This is a genomic window from Tolypothrix sp. PCC 7712 (assembly GCF_025860405.1).
In the GTDB taxonomy this organism is placed as follows: Bacteria; Cyanobacteriota; Cyanobacteriia; order Cyanobacteriales; family Nostocaceae; genus Aulosira; species Aulosira diplosiphon.
In genome coordinates this window covers 3,649,104-3,669,950 of the sequence record NZ_CP063785.1, presented here as the reverse complement: position 1 = coordinate 3,669,950, position 20,847 = coordinate 3,649,104, and the positions used below count along the sequence as shown (strand labels likewise).

Genomic DNA, 20,847 nt, shown 5'->3' with positions numbered 1-20,847 from the left:
GCGATCGCTTGTATTTTACAAACAGTACTAGACCATTAGTAAAGTAGTAAGAGTGAATATTCGTTCACCCTTACTTCGTCTGGCATGGCAAAATTAATTTTCGGACGTGTCTAATACACTAAGGGCGTTACGCCGCGCATTTGACGTAAGGAATTGATGCAAGCTGGACAATCACAACCAAATAAGGTAATGGCTGCATCGCTTTCTTCATCGTTAAACTCTAACATCGGCACACCCTCTGTAGAGGGCTGTGCTTCTTGCTGATACTCTGGTATTTGAGCCAATACAGAAGCTCTCATACAGACTAAACCAACTTTGTGCTTATTGCGGATACAAGATAGACGGTCAGTATTTGCTGGTACTGGATCTGCTGCTTGAGCTTGATTGATTGTCACTCCCATAGACAAGATAGAGCTAATCAGTACAGGAGTCGAAAGCAAGTGAAGTAAAAATTTGTTCATGAGTTTCCAGGTGAAGAATTTCGACTGCTCACATGAGCCGATTTCATCTTACAGGGTAAGCTAATAGGCATCAGGAATTTGGTATACCCAGCCAAATTAAATTCAGAATGGCTCAGAAGGGAAATATGTAATACTTTTTACATCAATTCCTTTTCAGCTTGCAGCCAATGTTCTACAGATTTGCCATCAGGGTAACCAGCTTGTTGCCAAATTTGATAGGCTTTTAACCGGATTTGATTTTCATCTGGGCGGTTACTAATAAAGTAGTCACAGAAATTAGTCGTCAAACTATACGGTGCTGTTCCGAAAAAATCCTGACGACCTAAAATTTCAGCAGTAAAACGGTAACACTCTTGCTTAATGGGGCAATTTTCCCCAGGACACATCACAATATCGTAAGGCATCATTAGTAATTAGCCCTGTTTTGTCACTCTGGCAGTAGTATAATAAGGTAAAAATGCTAGAACCAAGACACAGAGCATGGTACAGCCCCGTCCAGCCGCACCAACAGTCAAATTTGTGGACGAATATTGCCAGTGGTATAAAAGTCTGTTTCCAGATGTTAGGAGTTTCGAGGCTTTTAAATATCTCCATGTAGGCTGCATTTCTGATCTAAAACGTAAAACATTGCCAGAAATAGCAAAAATCGTAGGATTAGATAACCAGCAAGGGTTGCATCATTTTCTAACTACATCACCTTGGGATATAGAAAAGTTAAGAACCTTAAGGTTAGAGTTAATTTTACAAGTGCTAAAAGGTAGACCAATCATTTTAATTATTGATGAGACAGGGGATAAAAAGAAAGGGAGCAAGACAGATTATGTGAAACGGCAGTATATAGGAAATTTGGGAAAAACAGATAATGGAATTGTGGCAGTGACAGTATATGGTGTTTTCTGTGGGATGACATTTCCATTACTGTTTGAAGTGTATAAACCCAGGGAAAGATTACAGGCAGGAGATAAGTACCGCACTAAACCAGAAATAGCAGCAATACTGATAAAAAAGCTACAATCAATGGGTTTTAAATTCAACTTAGTACTTGCAGATAGCTTATATGGAGAGAGTGGTAAGAATTTCATATCTGTATTAGATGAACTAAACTTGAACTATATAGTAGCGATTCGGTCAAATCATTATGTAGAAATACTTCCACGACAACATATTCAATATTTAAAGTGGCAGAAGTTTCAAAGGGTATTCTCTGACTTGAGTCGGGAAAATCGATTTATTAGAGAAATTATTCCGGGAAAACGTGGAGAACTTAGATATTGGCAAATTACTACAGATCCAGAAAATTTGCCTGATAACACTACTTGGTATGTGATGAGTAAATATCCAGACATTACGCCAAGAGAAGTTGGAAATTTTTACGGTTTAAGAACTTGGGTCGAGTACGGGTTAAAACAAAGTAAGAATGAATTAGGTTGGTCAGATTTTCGCCTGACTCACTACCCAGATATTGAGCGATGGTGGGAAATTATTTGCAGTGCTTATTTAATGGTTAGTCTGCATTCGGAGCAACTGTTTCAGTCTCCATCACAACGAGAGTCAAAATTTGTTTCACATCCTTGGTGGGATAATGGAAATGGCTGGAAGAACATTCTTAACAATCTTCGTTTGATTATTCAACCTTTTACTTTATTTAATCTGATATATCCCTGGTTAACGGTTTTTCCTATTCCTCAATTAGCTTTGGGTTTTTTTAAACTTCAATCTATTATTTATAGCCTCACCAGTTCAATTTTTATATCCCTGATTCACCCTGATTTCTACTTTTCCTCTGCCTAGAGTGACAAAAGAGGGTTAGTAATTGGTAATTGGTAATTGGTAATCGGTAATTGGTAATCGGTAATTGTTAAACGATATTTAATACTTTTCGGTTAAGGGGAAAAAGGGGAATGGGAAAAAGGAAAGAAAAAACCTTTAACCCTTAACCTTTAACCTTTTCCCCAAAACCAATTTTGAGTTCAAAACGCTTATCAGAGTAGTCCTAAAACGGTATTTCTCTTTCCCATTACCTATTACCCATTACCCATTACCGAACTAGATATTCTGGCAACGCGATTTTAACTGTATCTGCGGGGGGTGTAAACGGAGACACTACCATCAAGGCGCTGAATCTTCCTTGTTTTGCTAGAACCAATCAAAATTATAGTTCGCATATCTGCTAATTCTGGGGTTAACTCTTCCAAAGTAATTACCCGCACAGCTTGCCCAGATCTGCCGAGATTACGTGCTAATACTACTGGGGTATCAGCTGTTCGGTAACGCAGTAGAATATTTCTCGCTGTGGACAATTGCCAAGTACGCTCTTTCGATACAGGATTATAAAAGGCGATCGCAAAATCAGCTTGAGCTGCTGCGGTAATGCGTTCTGCAATAATTGACCAAGGCTTCAAAATATCGGAAAGGGAAATCGCGCAAAAATCATGACCCAAAGGTGCGCCAATACTCGCGGCTGCGGCTTGCATGGCGGATATTCCCGGTGCTACATGAATATCAATGCTGTCCCATTCTGGTTTAGGGTGGTAATCGAGTACCTCAAAAATTGCTGTCGCCATTGCATATATCCCTGGATCACCAGAGGATACCACAGCCACATATCGCCCTTCTGCTGCTAAATCTAGCGCCAGTTCCGCCCGTGAGATTTCTTCGCGATTATCAGAATCATGTCTTCGCTTCCCTTCAGCGAGAGAACCGACCAAATTTAAATAAGTTGTGTAACCTACCAAATCAGTAGCCGATTTGAGGATTTCTTTCACTTCTGGCGACATCCATTGCGAACTCCCTGGCCCCGTACCAATCACAGCTAATCGCCCACGTGGTTGACCGATAGTACTGGGGTCCATGGGTTGAGGGGAAATTGCGATCGCAATTTCTGCTGCTGTGGCCTCAATTAGTTGTGCTGACGTACTTGTAGCGGCTATAGCTGCGGCTTGTACAGGGCTATAACCATGTGATAACAGGTTTTCTAATTGATTTGGGGTAAAAAATCTTGCAGGTACACCCAAAGCTTCAGCTACAGCATGAATTGCAGGATAAGCGGCGCTGGCGATGGGTGCAAATACACCAGCTATTGATGCAGGTGCAAGTTCTGCATCACCAAGTAGTTGCCATACTGAAGCTATTACCTGATCGTGAGTTTGAGAAGTTTCACAGATAGCGATCGCAATTGTGGGTGGATGGTAGACAAGACAATTGGGTGTAGGCTTGAGTAAGCGATCGCTAATTTTAATTGTCAATTCTCCGTTGGGATCAATGGGTAATTGACTCTCAGTCAACCAAGGCGCTGTTCCTTCTAACTTCACTTTCGCCCCAGCTAGTAAATCTGAAATAAATTTCTTCGCATCATCAGGGTTAGCTAAATGATATCCAGCCGGAGGAGACAACAGCGCTGTGCGAAAACGGATGTCGCCTGTGGTTGTAATTGCAGCTTTGATATCAAAAATCTCAGCAATGCGACGTGCCAAATCATTTACCCCACTCAATCCACCCAAAAGCGGCACCACAGCGCTACCATCCTCAGCCACAGCTATTACTGGCGGTTCCTGGCGCTTATCGGAAATCATGGGCGCTAGAGTTCTAATCAAAATTCCCGCAGCACAAATCCCAATTACCGGGCTTCCTTGGGCGAATAACTCCCGTACCGTCTCACCAAAATTACTAAAACTCACATCCACCTCACTAGTGCGCCCCGCCAAACCATATAGCGTCGCCCCTGGCAAAACACTGATGATTTTCCTTCCTACTGCCACACTATTTTGACCCAACACCACAACAGCAGGTGCAACCTTCGACATCATAAAAGTTAGGGAACGTAATTTTTGATATGTTTCAAATCAAACCATAAATTGGGGATTGGGGATTGGGGATGAGGGAGATGAGGAAGCAGGGGTGCAGAGGAGGAAAACTATATAAAGGTTCTTCCTCTGCCCCTCTGCCTCTCTTCTCCCTCTGCTTACTACTTGCCCCATGCCCCATGCCCTATTCCCAATGCCCTATTCCCCTTTGCCCCTTAATTTGCTAATATTTCCAATGCGAAAACACTGACACAAAGCAACTCTGCATTACCATGCCAACATCTGCAATTGACGCTCAAGACGCAGCAGCTATCCAAGCGGTAAAGGAAGGGGTTGTTGTTTGCGATCGCTCTCACTGGGGACTTATCCGTGTTTCTGATGAGCACCGCATTAGGTTTTTACACAATCAAAGTACTAACGATTTCCAAAGTCTTAAGCCTGGGCAAGGGTGTGATACGGTGATGGTGACATCCACTGCTCGGACAATAGATTTAGTCAGTGCCTACGTTCTAGAAGATGCGGTGTTATTGTTGGTTTCGCCTAACCGCCGCGAATTCATCATGCAGTGGTTAGACCGCTATATCTTTTTTGCTGATAAAGTGCAATTAACCGATGTGACCGATGAAACAGCTACCTTAAGTTTAATAGGCCCTGGTAGTGATGGCATTATTGCAAAGTTGGGTGCTGGGGCAATTATCGGTCAACCCTACGGCAATCATATTGTGATTAACGAGGGCGTAATTGTTGCCGTTGGTAGCGGTTTGGCTTCCCCTGGATACACTTTAATTTTGCCAGTTGCAGAAAAACAAAAGCTGTGGAATGAAATTTTAGCATTAGGTGCAGTAGAGTTGAGCGATCGCGCTTGGGATGCGTTGCGAATATTAGAAGGGCGACCAACCCCAGATGCAGAATTGACAGATGATTACAACCCGTTAGAAGTCGGTTTATGGCAGACTATTTCTTTTAATAAAGGCTGCTATATAGGCCAAGAAACCATCGCCCGCTTAAATACATATAAAGGTGTCAAGCAAAACCTTTGGGGAATTAAACTGAATGCTCCTGCGGAAATAGGTGCAACAATTACCGTGGGGGATGAAAAAATTGGCAAACTTACCAGTTACACAGAAACAGCCGACGGTTATTTTGGACTAGGTTATATTCGCACTAAAGCTGGCGGCGTTGGCTTACAAGTGCAAGTAGGAGAAACAACTGGTGAAATAGTCGCAGTTCCCTTTGTCTCTCACGAATATCCTTGAGGGTTTCAGATATTCATCAAGAAGAGGCGGGAAAAGGTTAAGGGGAAAGGGGGGAAAGGTTTTGTGACACTGTTGGCGAATTCGGAAACGCCTATGGGTTTGTAGTTAATTCAGCAATGAAACGATTGAGAGCTCTCAGTGCAGCTTTGTATCCAGTGGCTTGCTTCCTAACTTCAGTTCCAACAAAATGCGATCGCGTAAAGCTTCAAGTGCGTCTAGTTGGGGCAGTAAGGCGGTTGAAGTTTGAGTATTCTCATTAAGAGGTGTATTACACGGTTGAAGAGAATCGGCTTCCCAGTAATACACGGTTGATTAGTCAATCATTTTCTTTTTCCGTGTATTACATGGTTAGTTTTTAGAAAACAAAATATTTCAGTTCGGTTGACATTCAAAAATTTGGCAGCAAGTTATCAGGGGCATTTTTGGATATGTAATACATGGCTTGAGGTCATACAAATTCATCGCTTTACTCCTCAGTCCATCCACTCTACATAAGCATTTCCCGAATTCGCCAACAGTGTCTTCGCTATATCTACGCCTGATACGGTAAAAATCCCTCGCGCTTTATTTGAACGTTTGAGAGACATAGCTGTTTATGCGGCTTAATTAGATAAAGTCGAGCTTAGAAAATAAAGATTATATTTGCTTAATATGAAGATTATATTAAGCAAATATCAAGATTATATTTACTACAATTAAAAAAAAAGAAGATTGAAACTTTTACAAATTCATCATATTATGTGTGAAGTTAATTATGTCATTTTAGGCAAGAAAGTAATATGGATAAAAAATACCAATAAGATGCAAAAAAATAAGATTTATATTGGTTATCTATGTCAATATGTAATTTATAAAAACTTATAATTTTAACGAAAAAACATTTTTTCCCATGTTTTTTAAATATAAATAATAGAAATATTCAATACTAGTTTTTTTTTAAAACTGCTACATTTTTAATTGTTAATAAATAATTGCCTATACCTTTTTTAAGTGATAGTGAGAAGAAAAAAGCTGTAATGTTTGATTTACAAACTTTTTTATAGCGGTAAATTTTCCCTTCTCACAGATAGCTTTCGGATGGTTATAGAAAAACCATATCTGCAATTAGAATCAAACATGAAAAACTTCAAAAATATACCCAACAATTCCTATAAAGTCCGTTTTTCTTGGGAAGTTGCTAATGCTGAGTATTTTACTAATTTCTGGGACAATAGCAGATTAGTAGATTTTTCTGGATTTAGCCTAATTCACAAAGATTCGCTAATACCGACATCAGTGATTGTTAGTTCTACTAGTAGTCAGGATGGGCAAGTTGCTACTGTAGATAGCATCCTAGAGCAAGGGTTACAGAATACATTTGAATATTTGAGTAAGTTCCGATTTGATGCAGGGTACACTCAAAAGTTGGAAACTGCTTTTGGTAATAATTTGAATTGGTCAGTAGCTAATCAAATATTTGACAAGTTAGCCCAAGGAGATTTTAGTGATGTTCCTAGCATCGAAATTGTGAATCGTAATGATATTAATGGTGCTAATGGGGCTTTTGCTATATCTACAGGCAAGATTTATATAGCTGCTGAATTTATTAGTCAAAATGCTCAAAATCTTGATGCTATTGTGGCTGTATTGTTGGAAGAGTACGGTCATTATGTTGATTCGCAGATTAATACAAAAGATGCAACAGGAGATGAGGGTGACATTTTTGCATGGTTGGTGCAAGGGAAGAGTTTAAGTGAGTCAGCGTTAGCGGTTTTGCAGGCTGAGGATGATAGTGCAACTGTGACTTTAAATGGTCAGGTTGTTGATATTGAGATGAATTCTGGGACAACAATATTTAATCCTAAAACATTCGTATCAAACAATTTTGGTGTACAACAAGGATGGTCGGCTCAAAATACATATCCACGCCAACTTGGAGATGTTGACGGTGATGGTCATGCAGATATTGTCGGATTTGGTGATAGGGATATCTGGGTATCTCGGGGACAAAGCAATGGCACATTTGGTAATTCTTTTGTAGGTATACACGGAGCTTTTACACACTTAAATTACTGGACTTCTTTTGATGCCTATCCACGCCTACTAGGAGATGTAGATGGAGATGGCAAAGCTGATATTGTCGGATTTGGTGATAGGGATATCTGGGTATCTCGGGGACAAGGCAATGGCACATTTGGTAATCCCTTTGTAGGTATACACGGAGCTTTTACACACTTAAATTACTGGACTTCTTTTGATGCCTATCCACGCCTACTAGGAGATGTAGATGGAGATGGCAAAGCTGATATTGTCGGATTTGGAGACAATACTACTTTTATATCGTTTGGTCAGGCTGATGGAAAATTTTCTCAGCCCTCGAGCCAACATTTAGGGTTAAGTGTAAACGATACATGGCGTTCTTTTAACCAATATCCACGCCTACTAGGAGATGTAAATGGAGATGGCAAAGCTGATATTGTCGCTTTTGCTTCGGCGGGTGTTGAAGTCGCTCTATCTAAAGGAAGGGAATTTGAGCCTAAAAGATTTGTATTAAACAATTTTGGTGTACAACAAGGGTGGGTGAATCAAGATACATATCCACGCCAACTAAGAGATGTAAATGGAGATGGTCGGGTTGATATTATTGGATTTGGAAACAATGCTACTTTTATATCGTTTAGTAAGGCTGATGGAACTTTTTCTCAGCCCTTCAGCCAAAATTTAGGGTTAAGTGTAAACGATACATGGCGTTCTTTTAACCAATATCCACGCCAACTAGGAGATGTAAATGGAGATGGCAGAGCGGATATTGTCGCTTTTGCCTCGGCGGGTGTTGAAGTCGCTTTTGCCACATCAGATTATAATGACGTTTTTGAGGTGCGTTCAGTTAATCACATCTATAAAGGTGGTAATGGTATTGATACGTTGGATGTTAGCAAGTCGGGAAGTGGTTATGTAATTCGCCTTGATGGCTCAAATCAAGGCTCTGCTGTGTCCGGGAATATCAATCACCAGTTGTTTTCCATCGAAAATGTCATCGGGAGTAATTTTAATGACAGTCTATATGGGGACGGGCAAGCTAACCGTCTAGAAGGTAATGGAGGTAATGATTTAATAGAAGGACGTAGTGGCAACGATATTCTCAGTGGTGGTTTAGGAAATGATAGAAATGATACTCTCGATGGTGGGGCGGATAGCGATCGCGTTATCGAAACAGGCGATGTGAATTTTAGCCTCAGAGTTGTTATTCCTAATGACATCAACAACACACATCAGCTTACAGGTTTAGGAACTGACACTTTAAGGAATATTGAGACAGTTGAACTACGAGGAGGTGCAAGTAATAACACCTTAGATGCTAGTCTTGCGACTATTAAGGTTGAGCTTAAAGGTTTGGGAGGTAATGATACTCTTACAGGAGGTTCAGGAGATGATACTCTTGTCGGAGGACAAGGAAGCAACAATTTGTGGGGAGGTAAAGGCCGCGATACCTTTGTCATAGATCGCAGTTCTACCAGTCTTTATAGTGGGGATATTCAGATTATCCAAGATTTTGAGCGAACCGTTGACAGCATTGATATAGCAGGTGCAGAACTTCGTCATATAACATTTGAAAGAAACACTGTTGAGAATTACACCTTAATTAAGGAAAATGGTGTAGATAGAGCGAAAGTTCTGGGAACGACTCGAATAGACAGCACAGACTTGTCAAAATTTAGAACTATATACCAGCCTCTCCCCGCAAATGAAGTTGGGAATTTAGATCAAGTTATTAGAAACTGGGCGCAAAACTATGCGAAATACTTGGGAAAGGAGTTGGGATCTGATGTTAGCCTTACTGGAGTGTCCTTAACTCAAGGAGTAGTTAAATACAGTCCATTGACATCCATCAACTTACCCAATGGGGACATTCAGGTGATGGGGACTTACATCAATAAGAGTAATGTACAGCAAACAAGCCCCACCTTGAAATATACCCAAAGAGCATCTGCTACTAGCAATGTCACAGAAGGCACATCTTATTCAAAGACTACAACAAGTGCAATACAGCATGGTTGGAAAATCAGTGTTGGTTATGATTACACTGTTAAAGCTAAAATGTCAGGAAAAGTTTTAGGCTTGGGACCAGAGACAGAGGTATCCAAGAGTGTTAAAGTCTCAGGGGAAGGTTTTGGAAATTACTCATATAGTGGTAGTTTTACAGATGGAGGTAGTAAGACTTACAGTAATATAAAAGTAGAGGAAAACTCAGTAGAGACTACCTATAGTTATACTGCTCCTGCGTTTTCAGTAACAGAATTTAAAGCTATTAGCAATAAAACAACATACCGTGACAATTACGAGATGGATATTGCTATTGGAGGTGATGTTAAATTTCGCCTAGGTGATAAGGATCCTAATACCTCAAATCTAATAAATCTGCAGGATGTAGTAATCCCTGTTGCTCTAATTTTAGAACAGTATAATCCTGAGATTTTCTATTCTCAAGATACCAATTACCAAACCTACACTCTACTAAATGGAGACCAAATTGTTTATAATCCTAACCTGAAATTTAATGTCAAAGGAACTATAGAATCTCAATCAATCTATGGTACTCAAGTAGTTACTGATACTACATACGATATTTTACTCAGTGGTGGACAAAATTACCAAGCTCAACCAGGTAAGGAACGCTTGTGGGTTGCTACAGGTCAACTTCCCTTAGCAGGTACAGCACCTGTCAAAATTACAGGTTTTAGCGATGGACTAGACAAGATTGGATTCGCCAATGTACCCCAAGTAATGGGATTAGGTAGCCTTGAGCGTTGGGATAGTGGAACAAGTGGCTTTATTGGTATTGGTACTGGTGATCAACGTCGCGCTTTAGCTGAACTGGTGGGAATTAGCGCAACTGCACTAGATGCAAGTGATTTCATCTTCAATACCACAGGTACAGCGATTGGTTAGAATGGGATTAACTTAACCATGAATCAAACTGAATATTAGTATTGAAGGGCGATCGCATTTCTGAAATAGGAGTGCGATCGCTTTCATGTTTGGTTGTGAGATTTTCTCGTGATTAGCTGACTTGTAAATAGTGTTGACGGTTGACAGATGACTGTTGACTGGAAAGAGAGATTTTCATGCTTGCTGGTGTACGCAGTTCATGACGGAATAATTCGCCAACGGTATCTTTTGTATATTCCCCTTCCCCTTTTCCCCTTACTCCTTCCCCCAAAAGCCGTTAATCTAACCTCCGTCCCGTTAGTTCTACAAAAATGTCTTCTAAATTAGAAGGACGCACCATCATTCCAGTTTTATTTTGCTGTTGTTCCAGATAATTATTAGCAGCTTCAAGGGTAGGGAAAAACAGATATTCCCAACTATGTGCAGTATCACCCTCTACCTGAGACGCACCTACCTGCTTCATTACCAAACCTTCACCATAAGTAGAGCGCAATTCTTGCAGAGTTCCTAAAGAAATTAACTTACCACTATCCATAATGCCAATGCGTCCTGGCTTGGCTGAACCAAAAGCATCACATAAATATTCCACCTCATCCATATAATGGGTCGTCAGTAGTATTGTCATTCCTTGCTTATTCAAATCGCGAATAATTTCCCACAGTCTGCGCCTTGTTTGGGGGTCTAGTCCTACTGTCGGTTCGTCCAAAAATAAAATTTGTGGTTGATGTAATAAGGCTCTCGCTATTTGTAAGCGTCGCTTCATCCCGCCAGACAGGGTTTTTACCAAATCATTACGCCTGTCTGCTAGTTCGACATACTCTAACCATTGATTAATTTTTAGCTGTCGCTGCGGGTTGGGAATGTGATGTAGTCTCCCATGCAGTTCCATGTTTTCCCATACTGTTAAATCGCCATCAACGCTAACTTGCTGTAAAACTACACCAATAGACTTTTTAGCCAGTATTGATTGATTGACTACATCATAACCACCTACCTCCAGCCGTCCTTCGGATGGTTTTGTGAGTGTAGTTAGCATCCGAATTGTAGTAGATTTACCTGCACCGTTGGGGCCAAGGAGTGCAAATATTTCGCCAGTCTCAATGGTGAAAGATAGGTCATTGACTACAGGGCGTTTATCGTAAAATTTGTAGACGTTTTCTAAGGAAACAGCAGCAGTCACGTCACTTCTCCTACGGAGACGCTGGGCGAACGCTCCGAATTCAAAATTCAAAATTAAATACACCCATAAATAAGTTTAAGGGCTTGTATCCTTTTTATTTTCGGTTATGACTCGATTGCTAATACTACTTCAAGACTTACGCAATTGGCACAGTGATCCTCTGGCATAAGAGTCAAGGGTCAAGGGTCAAAAATTCAGGTTTTTTGGACTTTTGACATTTGAACGCCAGTTCACTCAACGGAGGGAACCTCCGCACGTGACTGGCTCCCCTTGACAGCCTAAACGAAAAAAATATGACACTTGCGTGAGTCCTAACCCTAATAAACTATGCCCACTGTCACTAGATTAACTGGGTACGAGTGGGCATGGCTTTGAGATTGTGAAGTGGTTATATTACAGCAAAATAGAGATCTAAAACCTCATCCAGGGACTGTTTTTAGTAAATCATCTCCAGGAATGACTGTAGTGTAGAACACGTAGTCATCATTAGCTAAAAAGCGGCGGTCTTGTTTAATAATCGCCATAAATTCGCGATGTCCTTCGCGTCTACGTCCTACTAAACAACCTGCGCTGGCATTCTTGATATCATTAACTGGCGCATCATAACCCCAGTGTTGATTGACTTGGAAAAGACCAGTATCCAGTTTGTCACCAGTGCGTTGAAAATCTTTGTTAAAATCTCGGTGTACAGTAATCGGTGCTACTTGAATTAAAGCTTCGTGGCGGTCTGCATTACCGTGGTATCCAACAGCCCAAGCTTTGTATTGCCCAAATTTAATTCTAGCAGCGCCGCCCGGATTCATGGGATTGTAAGTATAATAGCGGCCTGGTTCGGTGGTTGCTTGCCAGTGGTTTACAATTTTGGGCACACCCTCTACTATTTCAATGACGATGCGTCGGTCATTAAATTCATTGGGTGCATCACTATTGAGACTCCAATCTTCATTCATTCCCTCTATGTAAACAATGTTATATTGTCTGGCTCCTGTGAATATCTGATAATTTTTTAATTGCAAGTATTTGACAATTCGGCTGGCAATGCTACTGCTAAGTTTTAACGGTGGTTGTGGTAATTCTTCCGGTTTCGTTTCAATTAAATTCTTGGCGGTAACTGCACCTAAATAATCATTTTCTCCAGACTTAGTTAATTCTTGGAATGTTTTTAGTGCGGTTGCGGAAACAGGCCCAAACTTACCATCTGCTGGCGGATCTAACAAACCTAAACCAATTAGTAAAACTTGAATCTGACGGCTTAATTCTAGATCTTCACCAATGGCCTCAAAGTTCCATTTCTCTTGTTTTCCTAAGAAATCTTGTAGTTTCATCTGGTAATTGCCTCTATTATCTACTTGCTAGCTAAGTCCAAAAATGCTTGTGTGTGTTGATTCTGTTTGAGAAGCTAACCTAAGATACAACTTTTGTCAAAATTGCTACTTATTCATATACGATACGAGTATATATCTGCTGCTTAAAAAGCACTTATATAGTGTAAGTGAAGGAAGTTATTTAGTAAAATATTTCCGTAGACACGTAATGTAAATTAAATTATCGCTACAAAGCTATAGCCATTTTCAACTACTGCCATCTAAGTGTGTTTTCAGTTCTTAAAGTTGCATTGACTGCTGGTGCAAAAGGAATCTGGTTTGGTTCCTGAATTTACTTGCGTGGAAGAGGAAGCGATAGGGAACAGAAAAGAAGCGAGAAATTTTTAGTCAGCCTTGTTTAAAAATCACATACCACTTCTACAGGAATCCGATTTGATTTCTGAAAAAATCTCAGCTTTGGCGCTGATGCCGTACTCTCGCTGCTAACGCATCCTGCGTAAACGTCAAAAATCAAAGATGAGTCCTATATGAGAACTCCACAGAATGATTGATCCAAAAGCTGTCATTGCGAGCGAAACGGAGTGTAGTGAAGCAATCCCAATATTTTGCGGTTGCTTCATTTCGCTTCCCTTCTCCTGACGGAGACGCTACGCGAACGGGACGCTACGCGAACGCTACATTCGCAATGACAATTGGGCATTTCTTTTTGTGGAGGTCTCTATATAGTTATTTACCCTTATATCCTCAGTGTCAAGGGATATCATTTTTGTATAAATAAATTTACAATTACGTATTTAAAAGCATTTTAGTATTATTCAATACCTGATTTTGATAAAAAAAACTTAATTTTTTGTATCAATAAATGTAAACAAGGGGAAAATAAGTTACCTTTGTGGCACAAAAAAATCCAGTGCGATCGCTGAGTGTTTAGAGAAATGACAACCAATACATCACTTCGTCTTCGCGATTTAAAAGCAGAATATCAGAAGCTGTGGAATCGCTGCGAAATTAAACCAGAGAAATTGACCCCTACTCAAGATACGGTTGCAATTATCCGCACAAATCGCGGACGCTATGAAGCTTTGCAGCGCAAGCTGAATGTACCTTGGTACTTCATTGCTGTTATCCACAATATGGAATCATCCCTGAAGTTCACCAGACATCTGCACAATGGTGACTCGCTGAAAAAGCGTACATATAATCAACCTCCGGGTAGGCCAATTGCTTCACCAATCAACGGTTGGGGAGTTGGATATACTTGGGAAGAAAGTGCAATTGATGCCTTGGTACTTCATGAATTCGATCAAGTAAAAGATTGGAGCTTGGCAGCACAGCTTTGGCAAATTGAGAAATACAATGGTTTTGGCTATAGGCTTTACCATCCAGAGGTTCTAAGTCCTTATTTGTGGTCAGCTACTAATCTTTATAGCCGAGGTAAATATACAAGCGATGGAGACTGGGATGATGATGCGGTTTCCGAGCAAATTGGTGTAGCTGCTTTGCTCAAAATTTTGCTGAAAGTAGAAAATCTGCAAATCTCATTAATGTGAGGAGCGTAGAGACTAATTTTAATTTTTATAATAGATTATAGAGGGCAAGGCAGTACCTTGCCCCTACCAAAAATTTATCTTTCGCGAACATTATTTGAAAATTATTTCATCCCATGTTTGTGCAACGTTAATTATTTTCCTCATCCTTGCACATAGTGGCTGTCAAACTATAATTGTCTACCTGAACCCAGCTATCCTGACTAACCGCCCAGTATCCGGTAAAAATGTTGTATTCAGATTCATTGCCTGTGACGAATTTTATTGTTAAAGGGATGTATTGAGATAAGCTACCAAACTTTAATTCTACTAGCGAATTTTTATTACTATCTCGCACTCCAAATTCACCATCTGTGACATTACCGGATGTCCGCACGTAGGCTTTTAATTCATACTCGGCATTAGGTTGTAGCTTAACTCTTTGGCTAATACCATTCCAGCCCGAAAAATTTCGCATCCAGACGTTATTTTTACCAGAATTGCTATTACCTATTTCTCTATCAACTCCTACTTGACCTTCTGCTTCCCAAGGACTGTTGAGTGTTGGGCTAGCCTGTTGTTCAAAGTCACCATCTAATAGGAGAGTAGGACAAGTTGCTTTTACTGTAGCAGAACTAAAATTGCAACTAATTAAAGTGGTAATAAATAGTGCAAATTTGCTGAACAAGAAGTTTTTGCTAGCCATATTTTGTTGTTCTCTTCCCCCAGGGTTATTACCTAAGCACAAGAGTATATAGTATGCCTGCAAAATCAGCTTGAGGACAATTACTTAGGCTTCGGGTGAGAGACGCGATGAATTGCGTCTCTACAAGAGTCAAATCCCTCATTCCCCAGTCCCCAGTCCCTAGTCCCCACTTAAAGACTTCTCTAAATTCTCAGCTTGTTGCTCTTCTTGCTTGAGCAGAAACATATAAACTAAACCAAAAATCACGATACCCAAAACGCCATAGGAATAGGAAGCTTGTCCTCCATGCCAACTTTCAAAGGCAGCTTTGTTAGTTCCTTGCATGACAGCTAACATAGCAATTCTGACTCCATTAATGACAAATCCTAAGAGAATGGCAAAAATGGGTACAAAGAAGCGCTTCTTTTTTGCGATGGGGAACATGACCAGCGCAATAATAGATATCCCTAATATATAGTTGATGGTGTCTATGCCAGAACAACTATGAACAACTTTGATGCTCCCAGTTGGTAAATAGATATTCACTCCATTAATCCTGACATCAAAGCCTGCATACCACAAAAGCAGGCTGCCAAATTTGGCACTCAAAGGAGAAATATCAAATAATAAATCGGAAACTACAGCCGGAACTCCTAGGAAAAATAAAATTATTAGTTCTTCCCAATATTGCTTTAATCCCTTAAACCCTGAAGCTAGTAAGCTAACGGCAAAAGCGGAAGTAAATGATAAAAGCCGTAGGGTATGTTCTAAATTTTGTGTGGCACTTTGCCATAACACCCAAGTAATTAATAGCAAGCCAATAATGGTAGAAAAAACATCACTTTCAAAGCGTAATGTATGACGTTTGTCCCATAATAAAGAGCCTGTAGCGAATAAAAACAAAATACTCATTCCTAAATGGCCAATATCATGAGCTTTCCACACTAAGGTGAGACATATCGCCTCTAGAGCAGCTGTAATACTTAACAGCCAAAATGGTTCTTGTCTGAGAATTTTAGGTGAGATGATACTAGTCAAATTCATGGCAAGATTGGGTTTGGTAATTGCAAAATCATAGATTTTAAATAAGATATTTATTAAATATAATCCAGTTTAGTTATTAGTATAATCGAGAATATTTGATAATAAATTATTGTCTAAATAGATTATTTTATATGAGGTTGATGCTTGAAAATATAAATTGCGTTTACCAAGAGCTAATATAGGAATCCGCTTTGATTCGGAGAAATTATTTGCGTAGGGAGGGAAGAGGGAACAGGGAATGGGGAACAGGGAAGAAGAAATAAAAGTGTACTTAGTTTTTTTCAAAAATCAAATATGAGTCCTATAGTTAACAATCAGGTGTTTAAAGAAGATTGAGATTGCTAAGGAAAAGTAATTTTATTGCTGAATATTTGATACTGTTCTCAATCATGTGCCAAGATTTGCGATCGCTCTCCTTTCTATTGATAGTTTCTAGGTAAAACATCAGTCACCATAAGTTTTTTACTTAACCTAAGTGTTATCCCCAGGACTAATGTAATAAATCTTTAAGTAAATAAACGGAAATTAAATAAATTATTTATAAAGTAATTAGACAAGCTAGATGAATTTTTTGTAAAGTCAACACTTGTAGAGGCGCAAAGACGCAAAGACGCGATGAATCCCGTCTGTACAAGAGTCAAGGGTTAAGGGTTAAGGGTTAAGGGTCAACGGTAAATAAATTATTTCTTCCTCATCCCCCTCATCCCCCTCATCCTCCTCATCCCCCTCATCTCCCAATCCCCAATCTTTTACACAGCAGCCTCAGATGTCACTGGTACACAAGCCTGAACTAAGGGTAAAAGCGGCCCTATTTGTTCTTGTCCATTGACGGCTAAGTCGCTATGACAGAGGTAAACTTTCTCGGAGACGCGGGAAAGTAAATCAGCCAAAATTCTTTGTAGTCGTTCTTGTTCGGCTGTTTGTTCATCTGCTGCTGTCCAAGGTACGCCTAATCTGTCTTGCAGAAATAAAGGTGCGCCAAATAATGTAGCTGCGCCACCTTTAGCCCACAGGGGTGAACTCGCATCTAGCCAAAAATGCCAACGGTGAAATCTTCTACTAGAACGGTATTGGAAGATGGTAGCTAGGGTAACAGCTTTTTTAGCGGGGCCGATGGGGCGTAAAGGATAGGGGTTGGCGGTAATGGTACCGCGTCGCAGCAGTTGAATAAATTCGCTGATAGTGGCTTCTGCAGCTGCGCGTGTGGGTGAATTATTTGGTTGCAGTCTGGTGTTAATTTCCCAGTAGTGTTGGGCGGTTTCTAGCAGTTCCCTTAAGGCTGCTAGTTGATCGTAGGGGGGATTGCTATCTTTACAAAGAAAATCTTGGACTGCTAGGTATAACAGGGAAATAGGGCTAGGAATTAAACGCTGTTCTTGTTGCGATCGCTGTTTTTCTAACCACTGTAATATCTCATTATAAGCTGTGGTGGCAGCATAGCCGATTCTATCCCAGCGCTCGAATGCTGTTACTGGTAGCAAGTTGGGGCGTTCGGGGTGGGGTTCAAAGCAATAGTCTGCTATTAACCCAGCGCGTACCGGGTCGATATCGCTGCTGATTTCGGAGGAATTATCGGCGGTTTTTTGTCTGCGACTCAAAACCACCAACATCTCAGCTACGGCATCTCTATCTACTAAGCGACCCAAGCCGGGATAAACTAGGGCAAGTATGGTGAGTAATGCCCGAATTGCAGGTGAACTAATTAAGGGGCGTTGGTCGTTGAGGGGTTCTACCAGAATATTTTGCTTGTTGAGGATTTCTATTAGGGTATAACGGGCGATCGCATCTAAACCAGGGGCGATGACTGCGACTTCTTGGGCTTCTACTTCTCCTGACTTGATGGCATCTACAATTACTTCTGCTGTTTGCCGCAAGAGTTGGGCGCGGGAGGTAGTTTGAATTGATTGTACTGTTTCTGGTAAGCTCAACATCACCGTTGGTTGTGTGGCTAATTCCATCATTTGGGTAGCTAATTGCATTGCCAAGGACTCACGGGAAGGGCCTACTAAGTTTTCGACATGACAGCGTGCTGCTAAGGCGGCTAAATAGTTGGGATCTGCACCTAATCCTAAACGCACTGCACCCTCTGGATTGTAGCTAAAAGCCCCGACAGCGCCTTGGTCTAACAAAACATCAAACAAATTACGGGCTATACCAGGATAATCATCTACATCATCTGCGAGTACAGCTTGGTAACGTTTCCTGAGTTGCTGTTGATATTGGGGATTAGGCAATAAATGCTGTTTGTACAGTTCGGTGATAATTCCGTAGGTAAGCAATCCCTTGTCTAAACACCAATCGCGCCACTCTAGCAATAAAGAGGCGAGAAATTCTGGCTCTAAATAGATGGGATTGTCTGCGAAACCGCTTGCTAAAATTGAGGAAATCTCTTCACAGGATTTGCCACTGTATGCTGCTAGTTGCAGTAAATCGAGGATGCGACGTACTAAACGATACTCATTCATTCCCGCACGGCGGAGAGTTTCTTCGTCTAAATGCGATCGCCAAAGTTTGGTGGCTAATTCCTGTTCGGTTTCGGGGCGCAATCTCACGGGGAATTGTGCTTTTAGCTTGAGTGATTGAATCAGTAAGGGCCAAAATAAAATGACTTCATCTTGAAAGAAGCCTAAAGGGGTCTTGGCTCTAACTGGATATTTACCCAGGGTTGCTGTAACAATTCTATCTCCTAGTTCTCTGCGATTATCATCATTGGCAGCCAACAGCAAAACGCCTGGTTCTGTTTGCCGTAAATCTAATCCTTTGGATAGTTGTTTGCCTTTTTTTTGTCTTTTTTGGGTAGTATAAAATGATCCGCTATCTTGGTTTTCGCCTTGTACCCAATCACAAAACTGTTTAACTAAACCTGTTGTTTTACCACTGCGGCTACCGCCAACAATCCATACAGAATCAAAAACCACAAGCCCTCTCTTTGTAGATTTGTTAGTATAATTCGTGCGTTAATTTAAGGTTAAGAATCACCAAATCATGCTGGATGATTGCCGACGATGAAGAACTCTGTTTTTGGCGAAAAAATTTACTCTTTCTTGCTGGGTCTTTACCGATGGTATTTACGCACACCAGAACGTTCTCTGGATGAGGCTTATAACGCGGCATTAAAAATTAAAGAGCTAGAAGATCAACATTTTAATGGTAATAAAATAGACCCCGATTTAGCCATGTACAGTAATAATGTCATGGATTATTTTGAGGCAGACTTGAGAAAGCAATTAAAAATTGCGCGGATGCGACTAACAGAGTTTAAAGGTAGTCGGTGGTTTTTAAATGAGGGAAATCAAAAGGCTGCGAATAAAGCAGGTGTAGAATATCCTGAACCTTACATAATATTAGAAAAGCTCAGTTTTATCGACCAAATTATTTCTAAATATACTATTTTGGATGAAGAACCGAGTTCGCTGACTGTAGTCGATAGAACTCCGAAAGTTCCTACTGATGCAACGATTAATCCCCCAATAATCACTAAACAAAAAGTTCCAATACCCGAGAGAAAAAAGCCTCAAGGAAAAGCAAATACAACGGGAATTTTGCCCCGTTCAATTTTAAGTACGATTACTCGTCTGCAAGTAGAATTAGACCCCAATTCGGAACAAGATGTAGTTCAAAATTTTCGCCAGACGCAAAAAAGAACCATCATATCTATTAGGTTTATTTTACTGTTAATTATTGTACCACTTTTAACACATCAACTAGCAAAAACATTAATAGTTGGCCCTTTAATTGAACATTTTCGCGGTTCAGAAGCTGTGCAAATTTTCATAAATGCGGAAATGGAAGAGGAAGCGTTAGCTACCCTAGAAAGATTTGAAGAAAGGCTAAAATTTGAGAATTTGATTACCAAAGCACCGCCAATATCTACCGAAGAATTGGAAACTCACATGAAAGAGAAAGCAGGTGAGATTGCTGAGGAATTCCGCGAAGAAAGCGCGAATGCGATTAAAAATGTGTTTGCAGATATTTTTTCTGTAGGGGCGTTTATTTGGCTGTTGCTTGTTAGTAAATCTTCTATCGTGACTATCAAAGAATTTTTCGATAATATCGTCTATGGTTTGAGTGATAGCGCTAAGGCATTTATTATCATTTTGTTCACTGATATATTTGTAGGGTTTCACTCCCCGCATGGTTGGGAAGTAATTTTAGAAGGGGTGTCCCGCCATTGGGGTTTACCTGCAAATAGAGATTTTATCTTCTTATTTATTGCTACGTTCCCGGTGATTTTAGATACGATTTTCAAATATTGGATTTTCCGTTACTTAAACCGGATATCGCCTTCTGCGGTGGCGACTTATCATAATATGAATGAGTAAGGGAATAGTGTTTTGTAGCGTGTGTTACGGCTACGCCTAACGCACGAAAGGCTTGTTAAAGATGCGTTACGCTATCGCTAACGCATCCTACATAAATTTCAAAAATAAATATGAGTCTGATAACCATGCAATTGGAGTTGAGAAAAAGTGCGATCGCAAAAACGAAAATGCGATCGCAATTTTTTTGTCAGCCATTAGCCACAACACTGGCTGAATCTGTTGACAGGAGAAAGCAATGGCTATTTTTGAGCAAGTAAATAGCCTAAATTTTTGCGGAAAACACCAAAATGAGTACGCGATTTACCGAAATGAGTAG

At 40.4% G+C, this 20,847-nt stretch carries 15 protein-coding genes; 6 read left to right on the top strand and 9 right to left on the bottom strand.

Annotated elements, in window-relative coordinates; all coding sequences use genetic code 11:
* Positions 1–110 precede the first annotated feature (110 nt).
* Both HGR01_RS15180 and HGR01_RS15175 read right to left on the bottom strand, forming a co-directional pair.
* Positions 111–461, bottom strand: coding sequence for a hypothetical protein (locus HGR01_RS15180; protein WP_045870279.1), 351 nt, complete (start codon positions 459–461; stop codon positions 111–113).
* Positions 462–598: 137 nt separating this feature from the next.
* Positions 599–868 (bottom strand): DUF2934 domain-containing protein, encoded by a 270-nt coding sequence (locus tag HGR01_RS15175; RefSeq protein WP_081584004.1) that lies wholly within the window; start codon positions 866–868, stop codon positions 599–601.
* Between the two features lie 73 nt (positions 869–941).
* Between HGR01_RS15175 and HGR01_RS15170 the strand changes: the two genes are divergently transcribed.
* On the top strand, positions 942–2,252 hold the full coding sequence (locus tag HGR01_RS15170) for an IS701 family transposase (RefSeq protein WP_096621593.1): 1,311 nt from the start codon (positions 942–944) through the stop codon (positions 2,250–2,252).
* Between the two features lie 278 nt (positions 2,253–2,530).
* Here HGR01_RS15170 and cobJ read toward each other — a convergent pair whose 3' ends face one another.
* Complete coding sequence (gene cobJ, locus HGR01_RS15165) at positions 2,531–4,267, bottom strand: precorrin-3B C(17)-methyltransferase (RefSeq protein WP_045870283.1); 1,737 nt, start codon at positions 4,265–4,267, stop codon at positions 2,531–2,533.
* Positions 4,268–4,536: 269 nt separating this feature from the next.
* Here cobJ and HGR01_RS15160 point away from each other — a divergent pair, with 269 nt between their 5' ends.
* Positions 4,537–5,520 carry a YgfZ/GcvT domain-containing protein gene (locus tag HGR01_RS15160; RefSeq protein WP_045870284.1) on the top strand — a complete coding sequence of 328 codons (984 nt, stop codon included), beginning with the start codon at positions 4,537–4,539 and terminating at the stop codon, positions 5,518–5,520.
* Positions 5,521–5,655: 135 nt separating this feature from the next.
* Here HGR01_RS15160 and HGR01_RS15155 read toward each other — a convergent pair whose 3' ends face one another.
* The gene (locus HGR01_RS15155) at positions 5,656–5,826 is read right to left on the bottom strand and encodes a hypothetical protein (RefSeq protein WP_155539217.1); all 171 of its coding nucleotides are present in this window, start codon (positions 5,824–5,826) and stop codon (positions 5,656–5,658) included.
* A gap of 810 nt (positions 5,827–6,636) precedes the next feature.
* Between HGR01_RS15155 and HGR01_RS15150 the strand changes: the two genes are divergently transcribed.
* Positions 6,637–10,449, top strand: coding sequence for an FG-GAP-like repeat-containing protein (locus tag HGR01_RS15150; protein ID WP_168160971.1), 3,813 nt, complete (start codon positions 6,637–6,639; stop codon positions 10,447–10,449).
* Positions 10,450–10,726: 277 nt separating this feature from the next.
* Here HGR01_RS15150 and HGR01_RS15145 read toward each other — a convergent pair whose 3' ends face one another.
* Positions 10,727–11,629, bottom strand: a complete 903-nt coding sequence (locus tag HGR01_RS15145; protein WP_045870285.1) for an ABC transporter ATP-binding protein — start codon at positions 11,627–11,629, stop codon at positions 10,727–10,729.
* Between the two features lie 419 nt (positions 11,630–12,048).
* Complete coding sequence (locus tag HGR01_RS15140) at positions 12,049–12,954, bottom strand: peptidoglycan-binding domain-containing protein (RefSeq protein ID WP_045870286.1); 906 nt, start codon at positions 12,952–12,954, stop codon at positions 12,049–12,051.
* A gap of 935 nt (positions 12,955–13,889) precedes the next feature.
* Between HGR01_RS15140 and HGR01_RS15135 the strand changes: the two genes are divergently transcribed.
* The gene (locus HGR01_RS15135) at positions 13,890–14,504 is read left to right on the top strand and encodes a hypothetical protein (RefSeq protein ID WP_045870287.1); all 615 of its coding nucleotides are present in this window, start codon (positions 13,890–13,892) and stop codon (positions 14,502–14,504) included.
* 127 nt (positions 14,505–14,631) lie between these two features.
* Here HGR01_RS15135 and HGR01_RS15130 read toward each other — a convergent pair whose 3' ends face one another.
* The 3 genes from HGR01_RS15130 to HGR01_RS15120 form a co-directional block, all read right to left on the bottom strand.
* Positions 14,632–15,186: a hypothetical protein gene (locus HGR01_RS15130; RefSeq protein ID WP_045870288.1), complete on the bottom strand. Its 555-nt coding sequence runs from the start codon at positions 15,184–15,186 to the stop codon at positions 14,632–14,634.
* 159 nt (positions 15,187–15,345) lie between these two features.
* Positions 15,346–16,209 (bottom strand): cyanoexosortase A, encoded by an 864-nt coding sequence (crtA, locus tag HGR01_RS15125; protein WP_045870289.1) that lies wholly within the window; start codon positions 16,207–16,209, stop codon positions 15,346–15,348.
* A gap of 749 nt (positions 16,210–16,958) precedes the next feature.
* Positions 16,959–19,127 (bottom strand): hypothetical protein, encoded by a 2,169-nt coding sequence (locus HGR01_RS15120; RefSeq protein ID WP_045870290.1) that lies wholly within the window; start codon positions 19,125–19,127, stop codon positions 16,959–16,961.
* A gap of 87 nt (positions 19,128–19,214) precedes the next feature.
* Here HGR01_RS15120 and HGR01_RS15115 point away from each other — a divergent pair, with 87 nt between their 5' ends.
* A complete protein-coding gene (locus HGR01_RS15115; RefSeq protein ID WP_045870291.1) occupies positions 19,215–20,531 on the top strand; it encodes a proton extrusion protein PcxA in 1,317 nt (438 codons plus the stop codon).
* A gap of 110 nt (positions 20,532–20,641) precedes the next feature.
* On the top strand, positions 20,642–20,788 hold the full coding sequence (locus HGR01_RS15110) for a hypothetical protein (protein ID WP_155539219.1): 147 nt from the start codon (positions 20,642–20,644) through the stop codon (positions 20,786–20,788).
* Positions 20,789–20,847 lie beyond the last annotated feature (59 nt).